Source organism: Nocardia flavorosea NBRC 108225 (assembly GCF_001613385.1).
GTDB classification, from domain to species: Bacteria; Actinomycetota; Actinomycetes; order Mycobacteriales; family Mycobacteriaceae; genus Nocardia; species Nocardia flavorosea.
The window spans coordinates 488,494-511,279 of record NZ_BDCG01000012.1; the positions used below are offsets into that span (position 1 = coordinate 488,494).

The following is a 22,786-nucleotide window of genomic DNA, read 5'->3' on the forward strand; positions in this document are numbered from 1 at the left end:
CCTTCGGTTTCCGATCAGAAAGATGCCGGCATACTTTCCCAGCCGCGCACCGTCGAAGTCGGGGAGAGTTTCGCCCGCGACAGGTCGACCTCCCATTCGGGAAAGCGTTTCAGGATTTCTTCCAGGGCGACCCGCCCTTCCAACCTGGCCAGCGCCGAGCCCATGCAGAAATGAGTGCCGACGCTGAAGGCCAGATGAGGTTTGCTTTCGCGGTGGATATCGAAAACATCGCCGTCGGGGGTGAAGTGGCGGTGGTCGCGGTTGGCGGCACCGATGAGCAACATCATGGCACTGCCTTCGGGGACCGTGTGCCCGTGGTATTCGATATCGCGGGTGACGTAGCGGGCGACATGCGGTGCCGGGGGTTCGAAGCGGAGTAGTTCTTCGACGGCGGCGGGGATCAGGGACGGGTTCCGGACCAGTTCGCGGCGCTGGTCGGGGTGTTCGGCGAGGACTTTTCCGGCCCACCCGATCAGCCGGGTGGTGGTTTCGTTCCCGGCGCCGGAGACGACGTTGACGTAGGTGAGGATTTCGTCGCGGGTGAGGTGGCGCAGGGTGCCGGTTTCGTCTTCGAATTCGACGTTCAGCAGTTCGGAAATGATGTCGTCGGAGGGGTGCTCGGTGCGCCAGTCGACATACTTTTCGAAGAGTTCCCCGCTGACCATGCCCTCCGTGGAGGCCTTCATCGGTTTACCTTCTTCGGTGCGCATCTGCTCGTTGGCGAAATCGCGGACCGCTTCCTGATCCTCTTCCGGAATGCCGAGCAGCATACCGATGGTGCGCATGGGCATCTGGGCGCCCAGATCGGCGATGAAGTCGATTTTGCCGGTGCCGATCAGCGGATCCAGACTCTGGCAGCAGAATTCACGGATCTTCGCCTCGAGTGCGGAGATCTTGCGCGGGGTGAACATCCGCGACAGCAGTTTGCGGTGCATGGTGTGGATCGGCGGATCCTCGAAAATGAGGACGCCCGGCGGTATTTCGATATTCGCCTTGATCAGTTCGATGATCGCGCCGCGGGCCGAGCTGAAGGTGTCCTTGTCGATCAGCGCGGCATTTACGTCGGCGAACCGGCTCAACGCATAGAAATCGTGGGTTTCGTTGTAGTACAGCGGTTTTTCCTCGCGGATCCGCTTGAACATGGGATACGGGTCGGCGTTGAGTTCGACATCGTAGGGGTCGTAGTAGACATCAGTGGGCGCGGTGGTCGTCACAGCTGAGTCTCCTTTCGGCGCAGTTGTCCGGGATCACCACGTCACCGGCAGGCGGTACAGACCGTAGGCCAGTTTGTCGTGTTTGAATTCGACCTCGTCGAGCGGAATCGCGAGCCGCATGGACGGGATCCGCTCCAGCAAGGTCTTGAAAACGATCTGCAATTCCACGCGGGCAAGCTGCTGGCCCACGCACTGGTGCGGGCCGAAACCGAAACCTACGTGCAGGCGGGCAGGGCGGGTCAGATCGAGGGTGTCCGGGTTCGGGAACTGTTTCGGGTCCCAGTTCGCGGGCGCGAGGTCGATGATCACGCCCTCACCGGCCTTGATGGTGTGCCCGCCGATATCGATATCGTCGAGAGCGACCCGGCGCTGCCCGTTCTGGATGATGCTCAGATAGCGCAGCAGTTCCTCGACCGCGTTCGCGACGACCTTGGGATCGTCGGTATCGCGCAGCAGAGCGAGCTGGTCCGGGTTCTCCAGCAGCGCGAGCGTACCCAGCGAAATCATATTCGCGCTGGTCTCGTGACCGGCGATGAGCACACCGGTGCCGATCTGGGCGGCTTCTTTCATGGAGATCTCGCCGGCGGTGACCCGTTCGGCGAGTTCGGTGACCATATCCTCGGCCGGATTCTGCATTTTGGCTTTGATCAGGTCGATCAGATAGCGGGCCAGGCCCACTCGCCCCTTCGCCGATTCCTCGGCGGTGGCAAAACGGGATACCCCGGTCGTCGCGTGTTGCTGGAAGAACTCGTGGTCCTCGTAGGGCACGCCCAGCATTTCGCTGATCACCAGCGAAGGTACCGGCAGGGCGAGCGCTTCGACGAGATCCGCGGGCTGCGGACCGGCCAGTACGGCGTCGATATGGTCGTCGGTGATCTTCTGGATCGCCGGGCGCAGTGCGTCGACCCGTTTCACCGTGAACGGTTTGGTCATCATCCGGCGGAATCGGCTGTGCTCTTCGCCGTCGGTATTGAATACCGAGCGAGCCCGGTGATTCACCAGCTCGAGCATGCCCTCGTTCCAGTGCGGGAAACCGGGCTGATGATCATCGGTGCTGATCCTCGGGTCCGACATCAGCGCTTTGAGTTCGGCGTAACCGGTGACCAGCCACGGGGTGCTGCCGTCCCAGATCCGGACGCGGGACAGCGGGCGTTCGGTCACCAGCCCGAGTACCTCCGGCGGCGGTGCGAACGGGCAACCGGCGGCCCGTTCCATCGGGTACTCCAGGATCGCTGCGGTATCGGATGCGGCGTGGGTCTCGGACCCGGACGTATTCCTCATTGTCACTCCTCGTGGACGTGAATGGCCATGGCGGGGCAGACGGCGGCGGCTTCGCGCACCTCGTCGGCGAGATCGTCCGGGGGGTTCTCGTCCAGCAGGACGACGATGCCGTCTTCCTCGCGCTGATCGAATACCGCGTCGGCCGCCATCACGCAGTGCCCGGCGGCAATGCATTTCCCTTGTTCGACAGTCACTTTCATGACGTTCTCTTTCTGGGTGAAGGGGTCGGGACTGGGGCCGCTCAGGATTTCGCGGCGGCGGAACCGTTGGCCGCCTCGGTACTGCGTCGCATCAGGGGTTTGCCGGCAGTGGTGCCGCCGTCCACGGCCAGTACGGTGCCGGTCAGATAGCGCGACCGTTCGGCGGCGAAGTAGACCGCGGCCTCGGCGACATCCTCGGGGGTGCCTTCGCGCGGCAGCGGGCGGTCGCGGTTCATCATGTCGCGCATGGCGCGGGTCATTCGTTCGGCTTTTTCCGGCGACATGGTGCTGGAGGCCTTCGCCAGCAGATCGGTGGGGATATTTCCCGGGGCGATACAGTTCACCCGCACGTCGTACTGGGCGAGTTCGATCGCCGCGGACTTCGTGAAATGGATGACCGCAGCTTTGGAAGCGCGGTAGGTCATCACACCGCCGCCGGCCTGCACGCCGCCCACCGACGACAGATTGATGATCGATCCGCCGCCGTTGTCCGCCATATGCCGGGCCGCCAGCCGGGTACCGGCCATTACGCCGAGCACGTTCACCGACATCACGTGCTGGAAGTCGGCGAAATCGTCGTCCAGGATGCTTTTGTGCATCTTCCCGGAGATCCCGGCGTTGTTGCACATGATGTGCAGGCCGCCGAATTCTCGAACGGCGAGGTCGACGAGCTGGGCCACCTCGCCGGGATCGCCGGCATCGGTGACGCGCAACAGCACGGTGTCACCGCAGCGGTCCGCCAGTGCGCGGCCCTTCCCGGCGTCGATATCACCGACGACCACGCGGGCGCCTTCGGCAACGAACCGTTCGACCATGGCACTGCCCAGCCCGGACGCGCCCCCGGTGACCACCGCGACCTTGCCCGCCAATTCGTTACCCATGCGCTGCATATCCTTTCGTCACCACATCCCTGCTCCTGTCCGTGCGCCGGCTCATCCGCTGTGTGCGTACTGCGCCGGCGCTGCGGCGCGCACCTGCCGGTCCAGGAAATCCAGGAGCAACGGGTTCACCGCGTCCGGGCGTTCGATCTGCGGGCAATGACCGGCATCGGCGATCACCGCGGATTCGGCCGCCGGGATCCGTGCGGCGACCTCGGCAGCCCAGCCGCGGGGCAGAAGTTTGTCGGCGCCGCCTTCGAGCACAAGGGTCGGTATCCGGATCCGTTCGAACGGCCGGTCGCCCGGCGCGGGCGGTGTCGGCGCGCCGGGGCGCCGGAATCGGGCGGCCGCGATGGCCTCCCAGGCGCCGGGCACGGTCGCGGAATCGAATCGGCGCCGCACATAGTCCTCGTCGGCCGGGTACGCGGGCGAAGCGAACAGGGCGGTGACGATCGCGCGCATAGCGGGCAGTGTGGCGTCGAAATCGTAGAGGGCGCGCATATGCTCGTTCGCCTGGATCTGCCCGCCACCGCAAATGGTCACCATGGCACGCACCGGCAACAGCGGATTCGTGGCGGTGGTATCGGCGAGCAGATTCACCGCACCCATCGAATTACCTACGAAAAAAGCGGATTCGATCCCGAGCACGGCCAAGAACCGGGCGATATGCCGGATCCGCATTCCACGGCCGTCGGTGAAATCGACGACCTTCGCGGAATCGCCGTATCCGAGCATATCGGGGGCCAGCACGCGGTATCGCTGCGCGAGCGCAGGAATGACGCGTTCCCAGCCCAGCTCGGCGCTCGCACCGAACTCGCCCCCGTGCAGCAACACAACCGGCTCGCCCGCGCCCGCTTCGAGGAAATGGGTACGCAGACCGTCGACCGCGATCGAACGATGCTCATATCCGGAAGCCACCGCCCCAGTCCCCAGTCCTCTCACTGCGTGGTGACGCTGCGCTGCCGACTCCGGGCCTGACTCGCTCATACCGTGCCTATCGGTTTGGCGCTGGTGAGGACCTGTACGGCGAGCAGCTCGAGCTGATTCTGCACACCGGTGTCGATCAGGGCGCCGGTGTCGTCCCAGATCTTGTCGGCCGAATTGATCGCGACTCCGATAGGTGTGGGCCAGGCCCGCAGCGCATGCCCGATGCCGCGCAGCTGGCCCAGTGTCCCGACGGCGGCCTGCCAGCCGTAGGCGCAAGTGATACAGCCCCAGGGTTTGTTGTCCAGGTAGACCGTGGGATCGGTACGCATATCCTCGACATAGTCGAGGGCGTTCTTCACCAGGCCGGAGATGGCACCGTGGTAGCCGGGCGAGCCGACGATCACCGCGTCGGCGGCGCGCAACGCCTCCACCAGCGCCTGGGCCTGCGGGGTACGCGCCGGCTCGTGCGGGTTGTACATCGGCAGGTTGATCTGTTCACCGCTGAACAACGCTGTGCGGCCACCGCGCTGCTCGACGGCGTCCAGGCAGTGCCGCAGCGCCCGCTCGGTCGACGAGCCGGCGCGTAACGTACCGCCGAGTCCGACGACGAACGGCTGCCGACCCGTCTCCGGTGCGTTCCGATCCATCATTGTGCTTCCCGCGGTCATTGTCGGCGCCCCTGACTGTTTCCATTCACTGTGCGGTCCGGTTTCCAGCGCATCACCGCACCTACTTGATGGCGATCGGGTTGATCGGTGAACCGACCGCGCCGACCACGCGCAGCGGCGGGGCGACGAGCTGGAATTCGTAGACGCCGTCGGCGGCGCAATCGGCGGCCAGGGCGGTGAAATCCCAGTATTCGCCGAGCATCAGGCCCATATCGCGAAGGCACAGCATATGCATCGGCAGGAACGTGCCCTCGACCCCCGAGATCGGATTCTCGACCATGAGATTATCGGCGGCCACGGCCGCGATCTCGTGGTCGTGCAGCCATTTGGCGCAGGTCCAGTCGAGGCCCGAATAGGGTTCGGAACCGTCACCGGCTTCGAGGAAACGGTTCCACCAGCCGGTGCGGACCAGCACGATATCGCCGGATCCGATGGTCACGCCCTGGCGTTTCGCACATTCGTCGAGTTCGTCGCCGGTGATCGGCTCCCCCACCTCGAGGAAGGTCTCCGCGCCACGGTATTTCACCAGGTCCAGTAGGACGCCGCGGCTGGTGATCCCCTTGCTGTCGACCTTTTCGATACCGCAGTGAAAGGCGCCCATACTGGTGACCGAATCGGCCGGGAATCCGTTGTAGAGCTTGTCCCCGTAGTAGACATGGGAGAAGGCGTCCCACTGGGTGGCCGCCTGCAACGGCATGATGAGCATATCGTCGTTGAACCGGAACGGATTGTCGGCGAAGAATCCGGCCAGTTCGCCCGCCACCGAATTCTGCAGCCATTTCGGACCGTATTCGGTCAGCGTTTCGGCGTCCCCGCCGTCGACGGTCATCACATGGGTGGGATTGGCTCGGAATTTGAAGGCGCCCTGCGGGCCGTTGGAACCGAAGTCGATACCCAGCGGGAACACTTTCCCGTGCCGGACCAGTCCGGCCGCGGCGGCGACCTTCTGCGGGGTGATGAAGTTCAGTGTGCCGAGTTCGTCGTCGGCGCCCCAGCGGCCCCAGTTACGCACGGTGTCACCGAGTTTGTAGAAATCGGTCAGAGTTGCCACGTCGGTTTTCCTTCCAGCTGCCTATTTCCGCTCGCCCGGCACCGCCCCGGCGGATTCGGAGGACCCCGCCCGTGTGCTGTCCGGGGGCGGACCGGCCAGTTCGCCGGCCAGCCGCGCGGCGAGGTTGCCGCCGTCGACCCACAGCACTTGGCCGGTGATGTATCCGGCAGCCGGGCTGCCCAGGAACAGCAGTGCGGACGCTTGTTCGACGGGGTCGGCGGACCGGCCCAGCGGTTTGGGGATCTTGTCGAGATAGTCCTGGCCGTATGCCGAGCGCAGCTGGTCCAGGATGGGGGTCTCGGTGACACCGGGACCGGTGCAGTTCATCCGGATACCGCGACGCGCGAGCTCCACCGATCGGCGCACGGTGTAGAGGATGATCGCCTCCTTGGACAGCCGGTAGCCGCCGTCCGCGATGGCCGCGGGATTCGCGGTACACCAGGCGATGCCCTCCGCCATCGAGGTGGTTTCCAGTAACCCGTTGACCGCCCAGCGGTTCTCCAGGTATCCGGAAGCGGCCAGCGAGGAGACGCTGACCACCGCCGAACCCGGTTCCATATGCGGGACGAGCGCTTCGGTGACATGCCGCATCCCCAGGAAATTGATGGTGGCGACGCGCAGCGGGTCGCCGATACCCGAGGAGACGCCGGCGATATTGAACAGGACGTCGACCTCGGTCCCGATCTTGCGCGCGGCCCGGTCGATGGACAACGGATCCGCCTGGTCCATCTCGTGGAACTCGTCGAGTTCGGCACCCGGGCGCAACCGGTCGAGTCCGACGATCTCGGCGCCCAGATCCCGCAACTGCGTCACCAGGCAGGCCCCGATACCGGAGGCGCAGCCGGTCACCACCACCCGTTTCCCGTCGTAACGCCACCGCCGGCCGATCGAGTCCATTTCGGGCACCACGCTCTCCTCTCCCGCTGCTGCCGCTCAGCCCTGCTGGTCCTTCAGTGCCTGCGCGGCCTTCACCCGGCCTTCGTTGATCTCGGCCATGGCCTCGGGGATCTCGCTGGCGGTGAATTTTCCGCCGCGGCCGGTGGGCAGGCCGCCGATCGAATAGTTCTCGTCGAATTCCGGCACCGCCCAGGGCCGCCGCCGTGCTTCGGCCTTCTCCAGGACGGGCTCGAGCCGTTTGGCTTTCTCCGCCCGGGCCACCTCATCGCGTTCGATGAACTCCGGCAGGATCTCTTTGCCCATGATCTCGATGGATTCCATGGTTCCCTCATGGCTGCGCGGATTCAGCAGCAGGATGATCTCGTCGACCCCGCTCTGCTCGTAGCCGCGCAGGAATTCGCGGACCGTCTCCGGGCCGCCGATGGCACCGCGGCCGGGACCGTAGGCGAGGGTTTCATCTTCTTTCACCGCGTCCAGATAGCTGTCCCATACGCCGGTGCGGCCGGGGGTGTGCATACCGGTCATGTAGTAGTGCATGATGCCGAACGAGAAGAACCCACCGCCCAGGCCGAGGCGTTCGACCGCTTCTTCGTCGGTCTTGGCGACCATCATCGACAGATCACCACCGATGGCCAGGATATTCGGGTTCATCTGCGGTACCGAGGGCGCGGCGGCGTTCTCGAATTCTTCGTAGTAGCCGCGCACGCGTTCACCGAGCGCTTCCGGGCCGGTGTAGGCGAAACTCAGTGCGCCGATGCCCTTCTGGGCGGCCATCTGCACCGACGACGGCCGAGTGCAGGCCACCCACAGCGGCGGGTGCGGGGTCTGCCGCGGTTTCGGGATGACATTGCGGGGCGGCATGGAGATGTGTTCGCCCTTGAACCCGCTGAACGGGGTCTCGGTCATCGCGCGGACGGTCACCTCGAGGGCTTCTTCCCACTGAGCGCGTTTATCCGCCGGGTCGATATTGAACCCGCCGAGCTCGGCCACCGACGAGGATTCACCGGTACCGAATTCCACCCGGCCGCCGGACAGGTGATCCAGGGTCGCCACGCGTTCCGCGGCGCGGGCGGGATGGTTGATGCCCGGTGGCAGATGCATGACACCGAAGCCGAGCCGGATGTTCTTCGTGCGCTGGCTGGCCGCGGCGAGGAACATCTCGGGCGCGGTGGCGTGGCAGTACTCCTCGAGGAAGTGGTGTTCGGTGAGCCAGACCGTGGAGAAGCCGGCTTTATCCGCCGCTTCTACTTCGGCCAGTCCGTCCTGGAACATCTGGAATTCGTCGTCGTCGGTCCACGGCCGCGGCAGCGCGAATTCGTAGAAGAGGGATATTTTCATCGGTTACCTCCGGTGGATTCGTTCGTTGTTGTCTCGGCCCCCGCCGTGCCCGCCTCGCCCGGGGCTGTGCCGTTACCGGACGGTCCCGGGCCTGTTTCCCCGGCGATGCGGTTTCCGGATGCCTCCCGCCGCGCGCAGTGCTGCGCGGCGATATATCCGAAAGTCATGGCGGGTCCGATGGTGGCCCCCGCACCTGCGTAACTGCGGCCCATGACCGCCGCCGAGGCGTTCCCGGTCGCGTACAGGCCGTCGATCACCGTGTCGTCGGCACGCAGCACGCGGGCGTATTCGTCGGTGCGCAGCCCGCCCGAGGTACCCAGATCGCCGAGCACGATCCGGAAGGCGTAGTAGGGCGGTGTGCCGATCGGATACAGGTTCGGGTTCGGCAGAGTGGGGTCGCCGTAGTAGTTGTCGTAGACGCTGTCGCCGCGCCCGAAATCGTCGTCGTGACCCTTGCGGGCCAGCTCGCCGAACCGCTCCGCGGTGGCTTTCAGCGCGTCGGCGGGCACATCGATCTTGCGGGCGAGCTCGTCCCAGGAGCCCGCTTCGACCACCACCCCCGATTCCAGCCAGGCCCGCGGGACCTTGCCACCGGTCGGGACCGGCGCGAAGGGCACCTTGGGGATCGGCAGATGGCCGCAGATCACATACCGGTGCCAGGACCGCTGATCGGTGATCAGCCAGCACGGGATATGGGTGGTGCCCGTCCGCTGGCCTTCGATCATGGCGTGGCCGAAGTCCATATAGGGCGCGGCCTCGTTGATGAACCGCTCGCCCGCACCGTTGACGATGAACTGGGCGGGCATCATCCGTTCGTTGAGCATGAACTGCATCCGGCCGTCCGGCCATTGCACGGCCGGGAACCACCAGGATTCGTCCATCAGATCGGTTGCGGCACCGACCTTTTCCCCGGCGCGGATACCGTCGCCGACGTTCAGCGGATTTCCGAAACTCCAGTCGGTGTCGATCTCCGGCAGTTCGGCGCGCCGCCGGTCCATATCGCGTTCGAAACCGCCGGTCGCCAGGATCACCCCGCGGCGGGCGCGGATCCGGATCTGCGCACCGTCGTGTTCGACCACCGCGCCCGTCACCCGGCCGTCGGGGTCGGTGAGCAGCGATTGCATGGGCGTGTCGAGCCGGAGCCGGATATCGCGCTCTTTCAGCGCGAGCCGCAGCCGTGCGACCAGCGACTGCCCGATGGTGACGATCCGATCGCCGAACACCCGGGCGCGCACCATCCGCCAGATCAGTTTCAGCAGCACCGCTTTACCGCGCCAATTCTGCCGCACCTGATAGAACAGCCGCAGGTCCATGGGACCCAGCCAGATACCCTTGGGCGCCAGGGCTAGGGGCTCGAGCAGTTCGTTCTCCTCCGGTCCCAGCACCCGGGTGTCTATCGGCGGGACGTTGATGGTGCTGCCCTGCCCGGAGCCGCCCCCGAGCTCCGGGTAGTAGTCGGCATACCCGGGTTTCCAGACGAATTGCATCCAGTCGCTGCGCTCTTCGAGAAAGGCCATCATTTCCGGCGCCTTCTCGACATACATCCGCAGGCGCTGTTCGGTGACCAGGCCCCCGGTGATCGTCTTCAGGTATTCGACGACTTTGTCCGGATCCAATTCGACATCGGCCCGGCGCTGGGCGGGGGCGTTCGGCACCCAGATACCGCCGCCGGAAAGCGCGGTGGAGCCACCGTATTTCGCGCCCTTTTCGACGATCAGAACCTCGAGGCCCTCGGCGTCGGCCTTCAAGGCCGCCGACATCCCGCCGCCGCCGGACCCGACCACCAGCACATCGACGGTCTCGTCGTAGCCGGCGCCGGAATCCTCGGCGCCGGCGATCTCCGGTTCCTCCGTGGTCACGATGTCCCTACCTTTCTTCGGGTGGTCGATGCGGGTGCCGGCGGCGGGCTATCCGGGGTCGGCCGCCCGCGCGGTGCGGACGGCGAATCCGGCGATCAGTTCGGGCGAGGGCCGGTAGTAGCGGACAGTGGTCCGATACGGACCCTGCGCCGCGAGGGCGGAGAAGGCGGCCACCCAGGTCCGGACCTCATGCGCGGAATTGCCCGCGGTAGTTGTGATCTCGCTGTTGGACCAGCTGTCGACCACCGCCAGGCGCCCGGTGTCGACCAGGTCGAGAAACTCCTGATCCCAGTCCGGATTGAGCGGTTGCAACGGCCCCTCCCCGGCCGCGAATTCCGCTGCGGCCGCCATCACCGCGCGCTGGCGGGCCTGTCGCTGTTCGGGGGTCATCGGCCGGCCGTGCACGATCCGCTCCAGCACCGGCGGCGGCGCGGTGGCACGCTGCGGAACCGGTGGGTCGTGCGACAGTCCCCCGGAACCGAGTACCAGTACCCGTTTACCGAGGGTCACGAGATGCTGCCCGACCGCGGTCCCGAGGGCCCGCACCCGGCGCAGCGGACCGAGCGGGGTCGCGACGGAGTTCAGGAAGATCGGGATCACCGGCCGGGCGGTGGCGTCTCCGAACAGCTGGTGCAACGGTTGCACGGTGCCGTGATCGACCGACATCTCCGCCGAGGTGGCGATATCGATTCCGGCCTCGAGCAGCGCCTCGGCCAGCGCCAGCGCCTGTTTTTCGGGAACGTCGAGCGGACCGGAGTGGGTGCCGTAGTCCCCGACGCCGGCCGCCGCGGTGCCCAGGCAGAACGGGGGCATCAGTTTGTAGAAGAACCCGTTGTAATGGTCCGGGGCGAACAGCACAACCATTTCGGGATCGAAGTCCCGGACGAATTCCCGGGCCCGATCGAGGGCCCCGCCGATCTCGCTGAGCAGTTCCCGGCCCGGCCCCGGGAGTTCAAGGAGCGGACTGTGCGAGACGCAGCATACGGCCAGCGGCATCGGTACCTCCCGGAGTCAGCGTGAGCGTGTCCCGCAGTGCCGCAGCGAGTTCGGGGGCATGCTGGGCGATACAGGCGCCGGCCACGAACCGGTCCGGCCGCAGGAACAGCACCGAATCGAGCTGCCCGTCGAACCATTTCTTCAGGGCGCCGGTGTGATCGCCGACCACCAGCACATCGGGGTCATCGTGGCCGGTCCAGTGCAGTTGAGTCGCGGGCCGGGCCTCCACGAACCGCGCTCCCAGCGCTTTCCAGCACGCGAATTCGGTATCCCCCAGCACTTTCCGCGGCTGATTGTTCCAGCACAGCACGGCGAACCACGGGCCGAGCGTTTCGTCCAGCAACACATCGGGCCTGGTCCGGGTGACCACCCGCGGCTGGACGAACAGGGTGCCGACCGCCGAATTCGGCGACCGGGACCAGCCGTGCACCACCGCGCCGCGGTCGTAACGCGGCATAGGTTTGAACCGCATCCCCAGGACGTAACGCTTCCACGGCGGTACTGCCGCCAGCACGCGCACCGCCACATCCCGCACTGCGGCGACCCGGTGGTTCGTCGGGGAGATGACCCGCCCGACCATGGTCGACAGGTCGATCATCGCGCGCGCGTGTTTGCGCCGCTCCTGGTCGTAACTGTCCAGCAGGGCATCCCCGGCCAGCCCCGACGCCACGGCCGCGAGCTTCCAGCCCAGGTTTGCCGCATCCCGGATTCCGCTGTTGTAGCCCTGCCCCTGCCAGACCGGCATCAGGTGCGCGGCGTCCCCGGCCAGTAGCAACCGGCCCTTCCGGAATTCACCGGCGATGCGGGAATGATGGGTGTAGACACGCCGCCGGATCACATCCAGCCGCTCCGGGTGCGGAACGAACGGTTCGAGCAGCCGGGCCAGGAATTCCGGGGTTTCGGCCTCTTCATCGGTTTCGCCGGGATGCAGCAGGAATTCGAAGCGCCGGACCCCGTGTGCCAGCGAGATGGACACATTCGGCCGCACGGGATCCGCGCCGACTTCGACGTTCGGATGTCCGAGCGGATCACCGTCGATATCGACCACGAGCCAGCGGGTGGAGGACGTGGTGCCCTCGAAACTCACCCCCATTGTGTGCCGGGTGGCGCTGCGCCCGCCGTCACTGCCCACCACATAGCGGGCATGAACGGTTTCCGGGCCGTCGGCGGTGTCCAGCCGCACCCGGACGTCGTCGCCGGTGTCGTGGCAGTCGGTCATCGCGGTGGCCCAGCGGATATCGACGCAGTCGTACCGGTCCAGGCCACGCAGTAGTTCGGCATCGACCAGCGGCTGGATGAAACCGCTGCGTTTGGGCCACCCGAACTGCTGGTCGGTGGGTGCGATCTCGGCCAGCAGCCGCCGGTCACCGTCGACGAACCGCATGATCTGGTTCGGGTTGGTATGCGGCAGGATCTGCTCGACCAGGCCGGTGGATTGCAGGGTGCGCAATGATTCGTCGTCGATACCGACACCGCGCGGGTAGTCGATGAGGGCGGGCCGCTCCTCCACCAGCAGTGTCCGCACACCGTAGCGGCCCAGCATGTTACATATGGTCAGCCCGACCGGGCCCGCGCCGACGACGAGAACGTCATAGCGAGCGGGGGTGCTGCCGTTACCGGTTTCCATATCGACCACCCAGCAGGAATTCGAGATGAAGGGCGTTGAACGCCGCCGGCGACTCGTACTGCGGCCAATGCCCGCAGTCCGGCAGCACTTCGAACCGGGCGCCGGGGATCATCGAAGCGATCCGTTTCCCCTCGGTGACATCGGCGGTGGGGTCGTCGCTGGTCCACACCACCAGCGTCGGTGCGGAGATCGCGCCGTACTCCCGCGGACCCAGCAGGTTGCGGGCACGGATCTGCGGATCCTGGAGCGCCATGATGTCGCGCATGGCGTCGACGAATCCGGGTTGCCGGTAGATCCGCTGCCGGCTCGCGACGATATCGTCGTAATCCTTGGTTTTGTCCGCCATCAGCCATTTGATCCGGGCCTGCACCGTCTCCCAGGTCGGATCCGCGGCCGCGGCCATGGACAGGGTCACGATCCGCGCCATGACTTCGGGATCGGCCCGGGAACCGCCCGCGGTGTTGAGGACCAGCCGATCCACCCGGCCGGGGTGGTCGCAGGCCGCGCGGGCCGCCACCCAGCCGCCCAGGGATTCGCCGCTGATATGCGCGCGAGGGGCACCGATGGTGTCGAGGAATGCGATCAGATGCCGCACATAATGGTCGACCTCGAGCGGATGCCCGGGTTTATCGGTGTAACCGTGGCCGAGCATATCGATCGACCAAGTCGAGAAATGCCCGGCATGCGCCGCCAGATTCCGAATATAGGCCTCGGCATGCCCGCCGGAGCCGTGCAGGAGGACCAGGGCCGGTTTGTTCCGGTCACCGGCGTGCAGGTAGCGCGTCCGCACTCCCGCCACATCCAGGTACCCCTGGCTGAACGCGACCCCCTGCAGATCGCACCACACGCTCTCGTATTCCGACACTGCTACCTTCCGCTCTATCCGTTCGCCCACGCCTGCCGGCTCGCACCTCGCGCCGCGTCGCCCGGCAGCGAGGACGGCTTCAGCACTTCGCCGACTCCCCGGTGGCCGCGTGGTAACCGGCCCGGAAACCGAAAACCATGCCCGGGCCGATGGTTCCGCCGGCGCCGCCGTAGGCGCGGCCGGTCACCCCGGCCATCGCATTGCCGGCCGCGTACAACCCCGGAATCACCGCACCGCCGATATGCCGGACCCGGGCGTCGCGATCGGTCCGTGGCCCGCCTTTGGTGCCCATGGCACCGACCGTCACGGGAACGGCGTAGTACGGGCCGGTATCGACGGGACCCAGCGTGCGCCCCGCGACGGTGTCGGCGTCCGGATCGCCCCAATAGCCGTCGTATTCGCTGGCGCCGCGGCCGAAGTCGGGATCGGATCCGGCGGCCACCGCCCGGTTCCAGTCGGCCACCGTGCGACGCAGGCCCTCCGCGTCGATACCGGTCCGGGCGCCGAGTTCGGCGAGATCGGCCGATTCGCAGAACCAGTCCGGGGCCGTGCCGCCGGGGGCGACGCCCAGGAAGCCGTACCGGCGCAGGTGTTCGGCGTCGAACACCATCCAGCCGGGATTGTTGACATAGCCGCCGCGTGGATCGAGGTAGTGGAAGGCGCCGGCCATCGAGTTGTATTCGGCGGCTTCGTTGACGAACCGTTTCCCGGCCCGGTTCACGATGATGCTGCGCGGGCGCGTGCGTTCCAGCCGGACGCTGCGGCTGCGCTGGTGCCCGTCGATCGTGTCGCCCGGCAGCTGCACCACCGGAACCCACCAGGCCTCACCCATATTGCCGAGGTCGGCGCCGTGCGCCATGGCCATCCGCAGTCCGTCGCCGGTGTTGTTCGGCGGCGATACCGGCCCGGTCATCGGCCCCCGCAGAAACGCTTTGACCAGTCCGGAATCCCATTCGAAACCACCGGTCGCCAAGACGACACCGCGCCGCGCACGGACCGCGATATCTCGCCCGCCGACGGTGACCCGCACCCCGGCGATCACCCCGTTCTCTGCGATCAGTTCCACCCCGCGCGCATCCGTACGTGGCGTGACCCCTGCCGCCAGCACGCCCTCGAGCAGCCCCGCCACCAGCGCCTGACCGGCGACACAGACATCGGCGGACGCATCCCCCAGAACCGCGCGCAGCCGGGCCCGGGTTTCGGCGTCGAATCCGACATTGCTCCAGTCCAGCGGGAAAGTGGTGAGGCGCTCGCGCCATTCCCCGAGCCGGGCCAGGTCGTAGGCGGCCGGGCCGATGGAGCGGCCACCGGTGGGCCGCCCGCCCGGCAGCTCCGGTTTGTAGTCGGGAAACCCCTCGGCCACTTCGAATTTCACACCGCTGTGCTGTTCGACGTAATCGAGCATCCGCGCGCCGGTGCGGACGAACACCTCGACCAGTTCGTCGTCCATCGAATCCAGTGCCTGCGCACCGAGATAGGCCAATGCGTCGGCGACCGTGAGCTCGCGTTCCGCTCGTGCATGCGCGGGAATCCAGGCCAATCCGCCGGAGACCGCGCTGGTTCCGCCGACCGTATGCGCCTTCTCGAACAATGCCACCGCGGCACCTTCGGTCGCGGCGGTGAGCGCCGCGGTGAGGCCGGCGGCACCGGTGCCCAGGACGACGATATCGGTCTGTTCGTCCCAGATCGTTGGATCGGATCCGGCAACCGGCGACTGGTGCGATGGCACTGCGCTGTCCTTTCGGCGAGCAGGCGGAGTCGGGGGCGCCGGTCCGGCGGGCTGTCGTGCGGGGCACGAGCCGGACCGACTCGCGTAAAACGCTAATCTCCCTTTTTGAGAATCTTATTCTCGCAGGATGGATGCCGCAATACCCTTCCGGACCAAATGTTTCTGGATCTTGCCGCTGGGCGTCCGCGGGAAGTCCGTGGCCTCGAACAACCGCGCCGGCAACTTCTGCCGCGCCACCCCCGCCCGCTCGAAGAATGCGCGAACCTCGTCCCGCGAAGGCAGCACACAGCCCGGCTCGAGGCGCAGTACGGCCCCCACCACCTCACCGAACCGGCTGTCGGGCAGGGCGATCACCACGGACTCGGCCACCTGCGGCATGGCGTCCAGCACATCCTCGACCTCGCGCGCACCGACGTTCTCGCCGCCACGGATGATCACATCGGCCTTGCGATCGGTGACGGTCAGGCACCCGGACGAATCCAGCACTCCGATATCGCCGGTGTGATACCAGCCCTCGTCATCGAAGACCCGCGCGGTGAGCTCCGGATCGGTGTATCCCAGGCACAGATCCGGGCCCCGGCTGAGGATCTCCCCGTCCGGCGCGATCCGGATCTCCACTCCGGGCATCACCCGGCCGTCGGTGTCGAGCCGCTCCCGCGGTGGCGCGTCCAGCGCCGAAGCGGTGATCGACGGATGCTCGGTACTGCCGTAGGCCCGGAACGCGACCACACCCAGCTCGGTGAGCATGCGGGTCACCGCGGCCGGCACCGCCGAACCACCCAGCCCGACATACTTCATATGGGCGAGATGCTCCGGTGTGTAATCGGGGTGCTCGACCATACTGGTCACGAAATACGGCGGCCCGCCGCCCACGACCAGCCCCCGGTCCTTCATCAGGGCCAGCGCCCGGCCGGGATCCCAGACATCGAGCATATGGACCGGCCGGCCGTGCAGTACCGGCAGCAGCAACGCGCCCACCATCCCGATGAAATGACCGACCGGGGTCGCGGTGAGCTGTTCACCGCGATCGTCGCGGTTGCGCTCGGCGAGCTGGAGCGTTTCGCAACCCAGAGTCTGATGGCTGTGCACCACGCCTTTGGGGGCACTGGTGGTACCGGAGGTGAACGCGATCAGCGCCGGTTCCGCCGGGTCCGCGGGCAGGACACCCGGCATGGGTTCCGCGGCGAGCAGAGCCGCGAAGTCCACACCACCCGCACCCGCCCCGGATCCGCCCGGCCGGTCGTCCGCATCACCCTTACCGACGACACCGACAACGGGAACCTCCGCACACACCTCGGGGTCGAAGCGGCACCGGCCGAACTCCGCCATCGTGATGAACACCTTCGGCCGGGAAACCCGCAGGATATGCCCCAGTTCGGCGGGGCCGTAGAAATGCACGACCGGCACCACCGCCGCACCGAGGAAGGATGCGGCCCAGAAAGTCGCGGCCGCCTCCATCCAGTTCGGTAGCTGGAAGGCGATCACATCGCCGGGCCCGACACCGCGCTCACGCAGCCCCGCGGCCAGACGCCGTGCCACCCGCTCCACGTCGGCGAAGGTGCCCTGCCAGGGCCGGATATCGGAATACACCCGGAACGCGGTGGCGGGCACGGCCGCGAGCGAGCGGCTCAGCAGATCCCCCATGGTGTCGCGGGTCCACCAGCCGGCCGATTCGTAACGCTGCCGCAGGTCGTCCGCAATGACGCGGGTCATCGGTGCTCACCTCGTACGCCTCGGAACGTCATGACCGTTCACCCCTTTCGCGCCGCCGGAGTCATCGGCCACCACCTGGGCCGGACCGGGCACGCGCGCCGCGGTCGGCACCGGCGGCTGTTGGAAATTCAATTCTCTTTCAATGAAAATGCCGAATTCGCCAACCGGCGCCCGGACACTGAGGCCATCGCACGAGGTAAGGCACCCAAATCCGCTCGCCGACCCGAATCGGCGCAGCCAACCAGGCTTCTCGCAAAACCTTGCCGCCGACCCCACGGGTAGAGTACCGTTCTCGTATGCGAAAACGCAGTTCTTTTCGCATACGAGAACAGCCGTATGTCCGCAACCGGTACCCGGCGGTGCTGGGTCGACACCGCATCGGGGCCGCGGCCGGATCGACGCGTGGCATTCGCCGCGCACCCTGCCCTGTGCCGCCGCCTCCGGCGGCCCGGCACACCCGGGTAGGTGTCTCGAAAACAGATCGAAAGGGAATGCTGTGGGACGTGTTGAGGGCAAGGTCGCATTCATCACGGGCGCCGCGCGCGGTCAGGGCCGCAGCCACGCCGTACGACTGGCGGAGGAAGGCGCCGACATCATCGCCGTCGACCTGTGCCAGAACATGTCGACCATCGGTTACCCGCTGGCCACACCCGAAGACCTCGAGGAAACCGTGCGCCTGGTCGAGAAGACCGGCCGCCGGATCGTCGCGACCCAGACCGATGTCCGCGACGCCGTCGCACTGAAGGCGGCGCTGGATGCCGGCGTCGCCGAACTCGGCAAGCTCGATATCGTGATCGCCCAGGCCGGTGTCGCCGGTATGAAGGGGCAGCCCGATATCCAGGCGTGGATCGATGTCATCAATACGAACCTCGTCGGCACCATCAACGCCATCCAGGCCGCGCTCCCCCACCTCGGTGAGGGAGCGTCCATCATCGCCACCGGTTCCACCGCCGCGATGATCGACACCGGCAAGATGGACAACCCCGGCGCGGATCTCGGCGGCATGGCCTACGTGCACTCCAAGCGCGCACTGTCGTATTACATCTTCGATATCGCCCGGCACCTGGCCCCCCGCGGTATCCGGGCCAACGCCGTACACCCGACCAACTGCAATACCGACATGCTGCAGAGCGAGCCCATGTACCGCTCGTTCCGCCCGGATCTGGAGAACCCGACCCGCGCCGATGCCGAACCCGCCTTCCATGTCCAGCAGGCCATGAAGACCCCCTGGATCGAGCCGGTCGATATCTCCAACGCCATCCTGTATCTCGTCTCCGACGAAGCCCGCTTCGTCACCGGTATGCAGATGCGCGTCGACGGCGGCGGCTACCTCAAGTGGTACGACCACAAGATGTGAGCGCACCCGGCCACCCCGGTTCAGGCGGCGTGCGCATTCCGCAGGCGATCGACGCGCACGCCGCCGGCCCGGTGGCGAATCGGCCATCCGACGACTCCCGGAGCGGCGCAGAGTTCCGGGCCCCCGGCGAAGGTTCGCCGACCAGTGACCAGCAGAGGGACAACAGACCGTGACTTCTACGGATAACGACCAGCGCAAAAAGAACCGGTACCACTTCGATCGGCACACTCCCGAATACCGGGAGAAGTTTTCCGAGATCACCCATGAGATGCACGAGAAATGCCCGGTGGCTTGGTCGGACACCTACAACGGGCACTGGGTCGCCGCGGGCGGTAACGCGGTCTTCGAACTCGCCCGCTGCCCAGAGGTGTCGGTCGACCACGATGTGCACAACGAACGCCGCGGCTACCAGGGCATCTCGATTCCGAAGGCACAACGGGCCGCGCTGGTCCGCGGTGGCATGCTGGAAATGGACGAGCCCGAACACCGCACCTACCGCTCGATCCTCAATCCGTACCTGTCACCCGCCGCGGTGAAACGCTGGCAGCCGTTCATCGACGAAATCGTCCGGGCCAGCCTCGATGAGAAGATCGAGACCGGCCGTATCGATTTCGTGGACGATCTCGCCAATATCGTCCCCGCCGTGCTGACGCTGGCGATGCTGGGCATTCCCCTGAAGAAGTGGTCGGTGTACAGCGATCCGGTGCACGCCTCGGTGTACACACCCGAAGACTCCCCCGACGCCCCCCGGGTCGCCGAAATGCACCGGACCATGGGTCTCGATATCCTCACCAGCCTCCACGAGGCCAAGAGCAACCCGAAACCCGGCCTCATCAAGGCGCTCGTCGAACTGCGCATCGACGGTGAGCCCGCACCCGATATGGAACTGCTCGGGATGATGGGCCTGCTCATCGGTGGCGGCTTCGACACCACCACCGCGCTCACCGCCCATTCCCTCGAGTGGCTGTCGGAGAATCCGGACCAGCGCGAGGAACTCAGCCGAGATCGCGAGGAGCTGCTGGACTCCGCCACCGAGGAATTCCTGCGCTACTTCACGCCCGCCCCGGGTGACGGCCGCACCATCGCCGACGACTGCACCTATCAGGGCACCGAATTCAAAGAGGGTGAACGGCTGTGGTTGTCCTGGGCGATGGCCAATCGTGACCAGAGCATCTTCCCCGACGCCGACGATATCGTCCTGGACAGGAAGGGGAACCGGCACTTCAGCTTCGGCCTGGGTGTGCACCGGTGCATCGGCTCCAACGTGGCCCGCACGGTGTTCAAGTCCATGCTGCTGGCCGTGCTCGACCGGATGCCGGACTACAGATGCGACCCCGAGGGCACGGTGCACTACGACACCATCGGCGTCATCCAGGGGATGCGCCATCTGCCGGCCACCTTCACCCCGGGGAAACGGCTGGGCCCAGGCCTCGACGAAACCCTGGAGCAGTTGCAACGGATCTGTGATGAACAGGGGCTGGCCGCACCGGTCACCGAACGGCCCGATGCCGCGGTGATCGACTTCCAGTACTGACCGCGAGTGGCGGCCGGTACCGCGGGGTCCGGCCGGCACTCTCGACTCTCCGACGAGGACCGCGATGAAGGACCTGCCCGACGGCACCCGCACCCCGGTAATCGATACCAGCGTGCATATTTTCTTCCGCTCCGACGACGATATGCGCGGCCACCTGCGCGAGCCGTTCAAGAGCCGCGGCATCCCCGACCCGGAGATGGACTGGTACGGCGCGCCGGGTGGCGAATACGCCGCGGGCACCCGCGGGCCACACAAGGGATACCCGGGTTCGGACCCGGAGTTCGTGGGGCAGCAGTTGTTCGGTGAACGCGGTGTCGATGTGGCCGTTCTGCATCCAATGACCCGCGGCATCCTGCCCGACCGGCATCTCACCACGGCGGTATTGTCCGCCCACAACGACATGATGGTGTCGCGCTGGCTCGACAGCGGTACCTGTCACGAGCGCTTCCGCGGCACGCTGCGCGTCAATCCCGAGGACATCAGCGGCGCACTGCGCGAAATCGACCGGCTGGGTGATCACCCCCGCATCGTCCAGCTCGGTATCCCACTGCAATCACGCGAAGTGTACGGGAAACCGCAGTTCTGGCCGCTGTGGGAGGCCGCCGCGGCGGCGAACCTGCCGGTCGCCACCCATATCGAGACCGGTGAGAGTATCGGCCTGCCACCGACACCGTCCGGCCATCCGCGCACCTATGAGCAGTACTACGGGTTCATGGGGCTGAACTACATCTATCACCTGATGAATATGATCGCCGAGGGCGTTTTCGAGCGCTACCCCGACCTGAAATTCGTCTGGGGCGACGGCGGCGCCGATCTGCTCACCCCATTCACCTGGCGGATGGACACCTTCGGCCGGCCCCACCTGGAACAGACCCCGTGGGCACCCCGGATGCCCAGCGACTACCTGCCCGGACATGTGTATTTCGTGCACGCCACGATCGACGGCCCCGGTGATGCGCCCTTCGCCGCGGAATGGCTCGACTTCACCGGCAAGGACGAAATGCTGATGTTCGGATCCAGTTATCCGCACTGGCATTCCGGCGATACCGACGTCCTGCCGACCGCACTGACCACCGAACAGCGCGAGAAACTGTACTGGCGAAATGCCGCGCGGCTGTACAGCATCGATGTAGACGCCGTGACGGCGGTCGGCTGATGCCCCTTCCACGATCACGGTGCCTACGGCCGGACCTCTCCGCAATGGTGCTCCAGGAGGCGCTATGACAATGGCACAGGACCGGGCCCGGGTTCCTTCCACGGAACTGGTTCCGGTACGCGTCGTCGACTCCGATGTCCACCCCGTCCCCCGCCGGGGCGACCTGGTGGAACATATACCGGAGCCCTGGCGCACATCGTTCTTTCTCAGTCACCGTGTAGGCGACACCATCATCTACGACGCGCCCGACTATGCGCATTCGAAGGCGATGCGGGTCGATACGTTCCCAGCAGACGGCGAATTCCCCGGTAGCGACCCGGATATGGCTTTCCGGCAGCTCATCATGGACGCCGGCTCCGATATCGTCATCCTCGAGCCGAGTGTAAAGGCGACCCGCCTGCCCGAGGCCACCGCCGCCATGGCGACCGGAGTCAACGGCTGGCTCGATGCGCAGTGGCTGGATGCGCACAACAACTGGCATCGGCGCTGGCGCGGGTCGATCTGTGTGGCGATAGACGATCCCCCCTCCGCGGTCGCCGAGATCGAGCACTGGGCCGGGCATCCGTACATGGCGCAGATCCTGATCAAGGCCGAACCGCGGCCCTCCTGGGGCGACGCCCGATACGACCCGATCTGGGCCGCCGCGGTGAAACACGAACTGCCGGTGAGCTGCCATCTCAGCCGGGGCGCCTACGAGACCATGCCCATGCCGCCGGTCGGTTTTCCCAGCTACAACCACGATTTCATGGTCACCTACTCGCTGCTCGCGGCGAACCAGGTGATGAGCCTGATCTTCGACGGGGTCTTCGACCGGTTCCCCGCGCTGCGCATCGTCTTCGTGGAACACGCCTTCACCTGGATCCTGCCGCTGATGTGGCGGATGGATGCCATCTACGCGGCCCGCGGCTCGTTCATGTCGATCATGCGGAAGCCGTCGGAGTACGTGAAGGAACACATCAAGTTCACCACCCAGCCGCTGGACTACCCGGAGGACAAAACCGAACTCACCCGGGCGTTCGAATGGATGGAGGCGGACAAGATCCTGCTGTACTCCTCGGACTACCCGCACTGGACCTTCGACGATCCGCGCTGGCTGGTGAAACATCTCCCGCCCGCGGCGCGCGACAAGGTGATGTTCCGCAACGGTATCGAGACCTATCACCTGCCGGAAACCGTACCGGCGCTGCCCGGACAGGTACGGGTGCACTGATGGCGGACGGTAACGACCCACCGGTTCGGCCACCGGACTCGGATTCCGCGGCGACGTCCTCCGGGTCCGGTGCGGCTGCGCCGCACCACAGAACCAGCGCGGTAGCAGCGGTCCCCGGCAGCGCCGGCGCGGCCGGACCGGGTTCCCACACCGATGCAGGGGCCGATTCCGGCACCCGACCGGTATCGACGCACGAGGCGGAGCCGGCGCCATCCACCGGGCCCGCCCTGGCAGCCGAGTCCGGTGTCTCGGCCCCGGTATCAGGCGATAGCCCCGGCTCCCGGGC

General features: G+C 66.4%; 19 protein-coding genes. 4 read left to right on the forward strand and 15 right to left on the reverse strand.

All coding sequences use genetic code 11. The features are described 5' to 3' along the window. Window positions 1-14: 14 nt before the first annotated feature. The 15 genes from NFL01S_RS15250 to NFL01S_RS15320 form a co-directional block, all read right to left on the reverse strand. Window positions 15-1,214: a cytochrome P450 gene (locus NFL01S_RS15250; RefSeq protein ID WP_062975663.1), complete on the reverse strand. Its 1,200-nt coding sequence runs from the start codon at window positions 1,212-1,214 to the stop codon at window positions 15-17. Window positions 1,215-1,247: 33 nt separating this feature from the next. Continuing rightward, window positions 1,248-2,495, reverse strand: coding sequence for a cytochrome P450 (locus NFL01S_RS15255; RefSeq protein WP_062975665.1), 1,248 nt, complete (start codon window positions 2,493-2,495; stop codon window positions 1,248-1,250). A gap of 2 nt (window positions 2,496-2,497) precedes the next feature. Further along, the gene (locus NFL01S_RS15260; protein ID WP_033246788.1) at window positions 2,498-2,695 is read right to left on the reverse strand and encodes a ferredoxin; all 198 of its coding nucleotides are present in this window, start codon (window positions 2,693-2,695) and stop codon (window positions 2,498-2,500) included. A gap of 41 nt (window positions 2,696-2,736) precedes the next feature. Then, window positions 2,737-3,576: an SDR family NAD(P)-dependent oxidoreductase gene (locus tag NFL01S_RS15265; RefSeq protein WP_062975667.1), complete on the reverse strand. Its 840-nt coding sequence runs from the start codon at window positions 3,574-3,576 to the stop codon at window positions 2,737-2,739. A 51-nt stretch (window positions 3,577-3,627) separates the two neighbouring features. After that, window positions 3,628-4,491 carry an alpha/beta fold hydrolase gene (locus tag NFL01S_RS15270; RefSeq protein WP_062975669.1) on the reverse strand — a complete coding sequence of 288 codons (864 nt, stop codon included), beginning with the start codon at window positions 4,489-4,491 and terminating at the stop codon, window positions 3,628-3,630. 65 nt (window positions 4,492-4,556) lie between these two features. Then, window positions 4,557-5,150, reverse strand: a complete 594-nt coding sequence (locus NFL01S_RS15275; RefSeq protein WP_245670703.1) for an NADPH-dependent FMN reductase — start codon at window positions 5,148-5,150, stop codon at window positions 4,557-4,559. 79 nt (window positions 5,151-5,229) lie between these two features. Beyond that, entirely contained in the window at window positions 5,230-6,219 is a 990-nt protein-coding gene (locus NFL01S_RS15280; protein WP_062975671.1) for a cyclase family protein, read from the reverse strand. 21 nt (window positions 6,220-6,240) lie between these two features. After that, window positions 6,241-7,116, reverse strand: coding sequence for a coniferyl-alcohol dehydrogenase (locus NFL01S_RS15285; protein ID WP_063915949.1), 876 nt, complete (start codon window positions 7,114-7,116; stop codon window positions 6,241-6,243). Between the two features lie 36 nt (window positions 7,117-7,152). Further along, window positions 7,153-8,454, reverse strand: a complete 1,302-nt coding sequence (locus NFL01S_RS15290) for an LLM class flavin-dependent oxidoreductase (RefSeq protein WP_062975673.1) — start codon at window positions 8,452-8,454, stop codon at window positions 7,153-7,155. Beyond that, a complete protein-coding gene (locus tag NFL01S_RS15295) occupies window positions 8,451-10,214 on the reverse strand; it encodes an FAD-binding protein (protein WP_245670714.1) in 1,764 nt (587 codons plus the stop codon). The genes NFL01S_RS15290 and NFL01S_RS15295 overlap by 4 nt, the downstream gene beginning before the upstream one ends. A 147-nt stretch (window positions 10,215-10,361) precedes the next feature. Further along, window positions 10,362-11,309, reverse strand: coding sequence for a 3-carboxyethylcatechol 2,3-dioxygenase (locus tag NFL01S_RS15300; RefSeq protein ID WP_062975675.1), 948 nt, complete (start codon window positions 11,307-11,309; stop codon window positions 10,362-10,364). Beyond that, complete coding sequence (locus NFL01S_RS15305; RefSeq protein ID WP_062975937.1) at window positions 11,266-12,936, reverse strand: bifunctional 3-(3-hydroxy-phenyl)propionate/3-hydroxycinnamic acid hydroxylase; 1,671 nt, start codon at window positions 12,934-12,936, stop codon at window positions 11,266-11,268. Before NFL01S_RS15305 ends, NFL01S_RS15300 begins: the two co-directional genes overlap by 44 nt. After that, on the reverse strand, window positions 12,923-13,801 hold the full coding sequence (locus NFL01S_RS15310) for an alpha/beta fold hydrolase (protein ID WP_062975677.1): 879 nt from the start codon (window positions 13,799-13,801) through the stop codon (window positions 12,923-12,925). The genes NFL01S_RS15305 and NFL01S_RS15310 overlap by 14 nt, the downstream gene beginning before the upstream one ends. Window positions 13,802-13,880: 79 nt before the next feature. Then, a complete protein-coding gene (locus NFL01S_RS15315; protein WP_371851826.1) occupies window positions 13,881-15,530 on the reverse strand; it encodes an FAD-dependent oxidoreductase in 1,650 nt (549 codons plus the stop codon). Between the two features lie 114 nt (window positions 15,531-15,644). Beyond that, window positions 15,645-17,243: an AMP-binding protein gene (locus NFL01S_RS15320; protein ID WP_062975679.1), complete on the reverse strand. Its 1,599-nt coding sequence runs from the start codon at window positions 17,241-17,243 to the stop codon at window positions 15,645-15,647. A gap of 496 nt (window positions 17,244-17,739) precedes the next feature. Here NFL01S_RS15320 and NFL01S_RS15325 point away from each other — a divergent pair, with 496 nt between their 5' ends. From NFL01S_RS15325 to NFL01S_RS15340, 4 genes are all read left to right on the forward strand, one after another. Next, complete coding sequence (locus tag NFL01S_RS15325; RefSeq protein WP_062975681.1) at window positions 17,740-18,600, forward strand: mycofactocin-coupled SDR family oxidoreductase; 861 nt, start codon at window positions 17,740-17,742, stop codon at window positions 18,598-18,600. Window positions 18,601-18,769: 169 nt separating this feature from the next. Next, on the forward strand, window positions 18,770-20,134 hold the full coding sequence (locus tag NFL01S_RS15330) for a cytochrome P450 (protein ID WP_062975683.1): 1,365 nt from the start codon (window positions 18,770-18,772) through the stop codon (window positions 20,132-20,134). 64 nt (window positions 20,135-20,198) lie between these two features. Beyond that, window positions 20,199-21,290, forward strand: coding sequence for an amidohydrolase family protein (locus tag NFL01S_RS15335; RefSeq protein WP_062975685.1), 1,092 nt, complete (start codon window positions 20,199-20,201; stop codon window positions 21,288-21,290). Between the two features lie 64 nt (window positions 21,291-21,354). Then, window positions 21,355-22,500, forward strand: a complete 1,146-nt coding sequence (locus NFL01S_RS15340) for an amidohydrolase family protein (protein WP_062975687.1) — start codon at window positions 21,355-21,357, stop codon at window positions 22,498-22,500. Window positions 22,501-22,786: the final 286 nt, after the last annotated feature.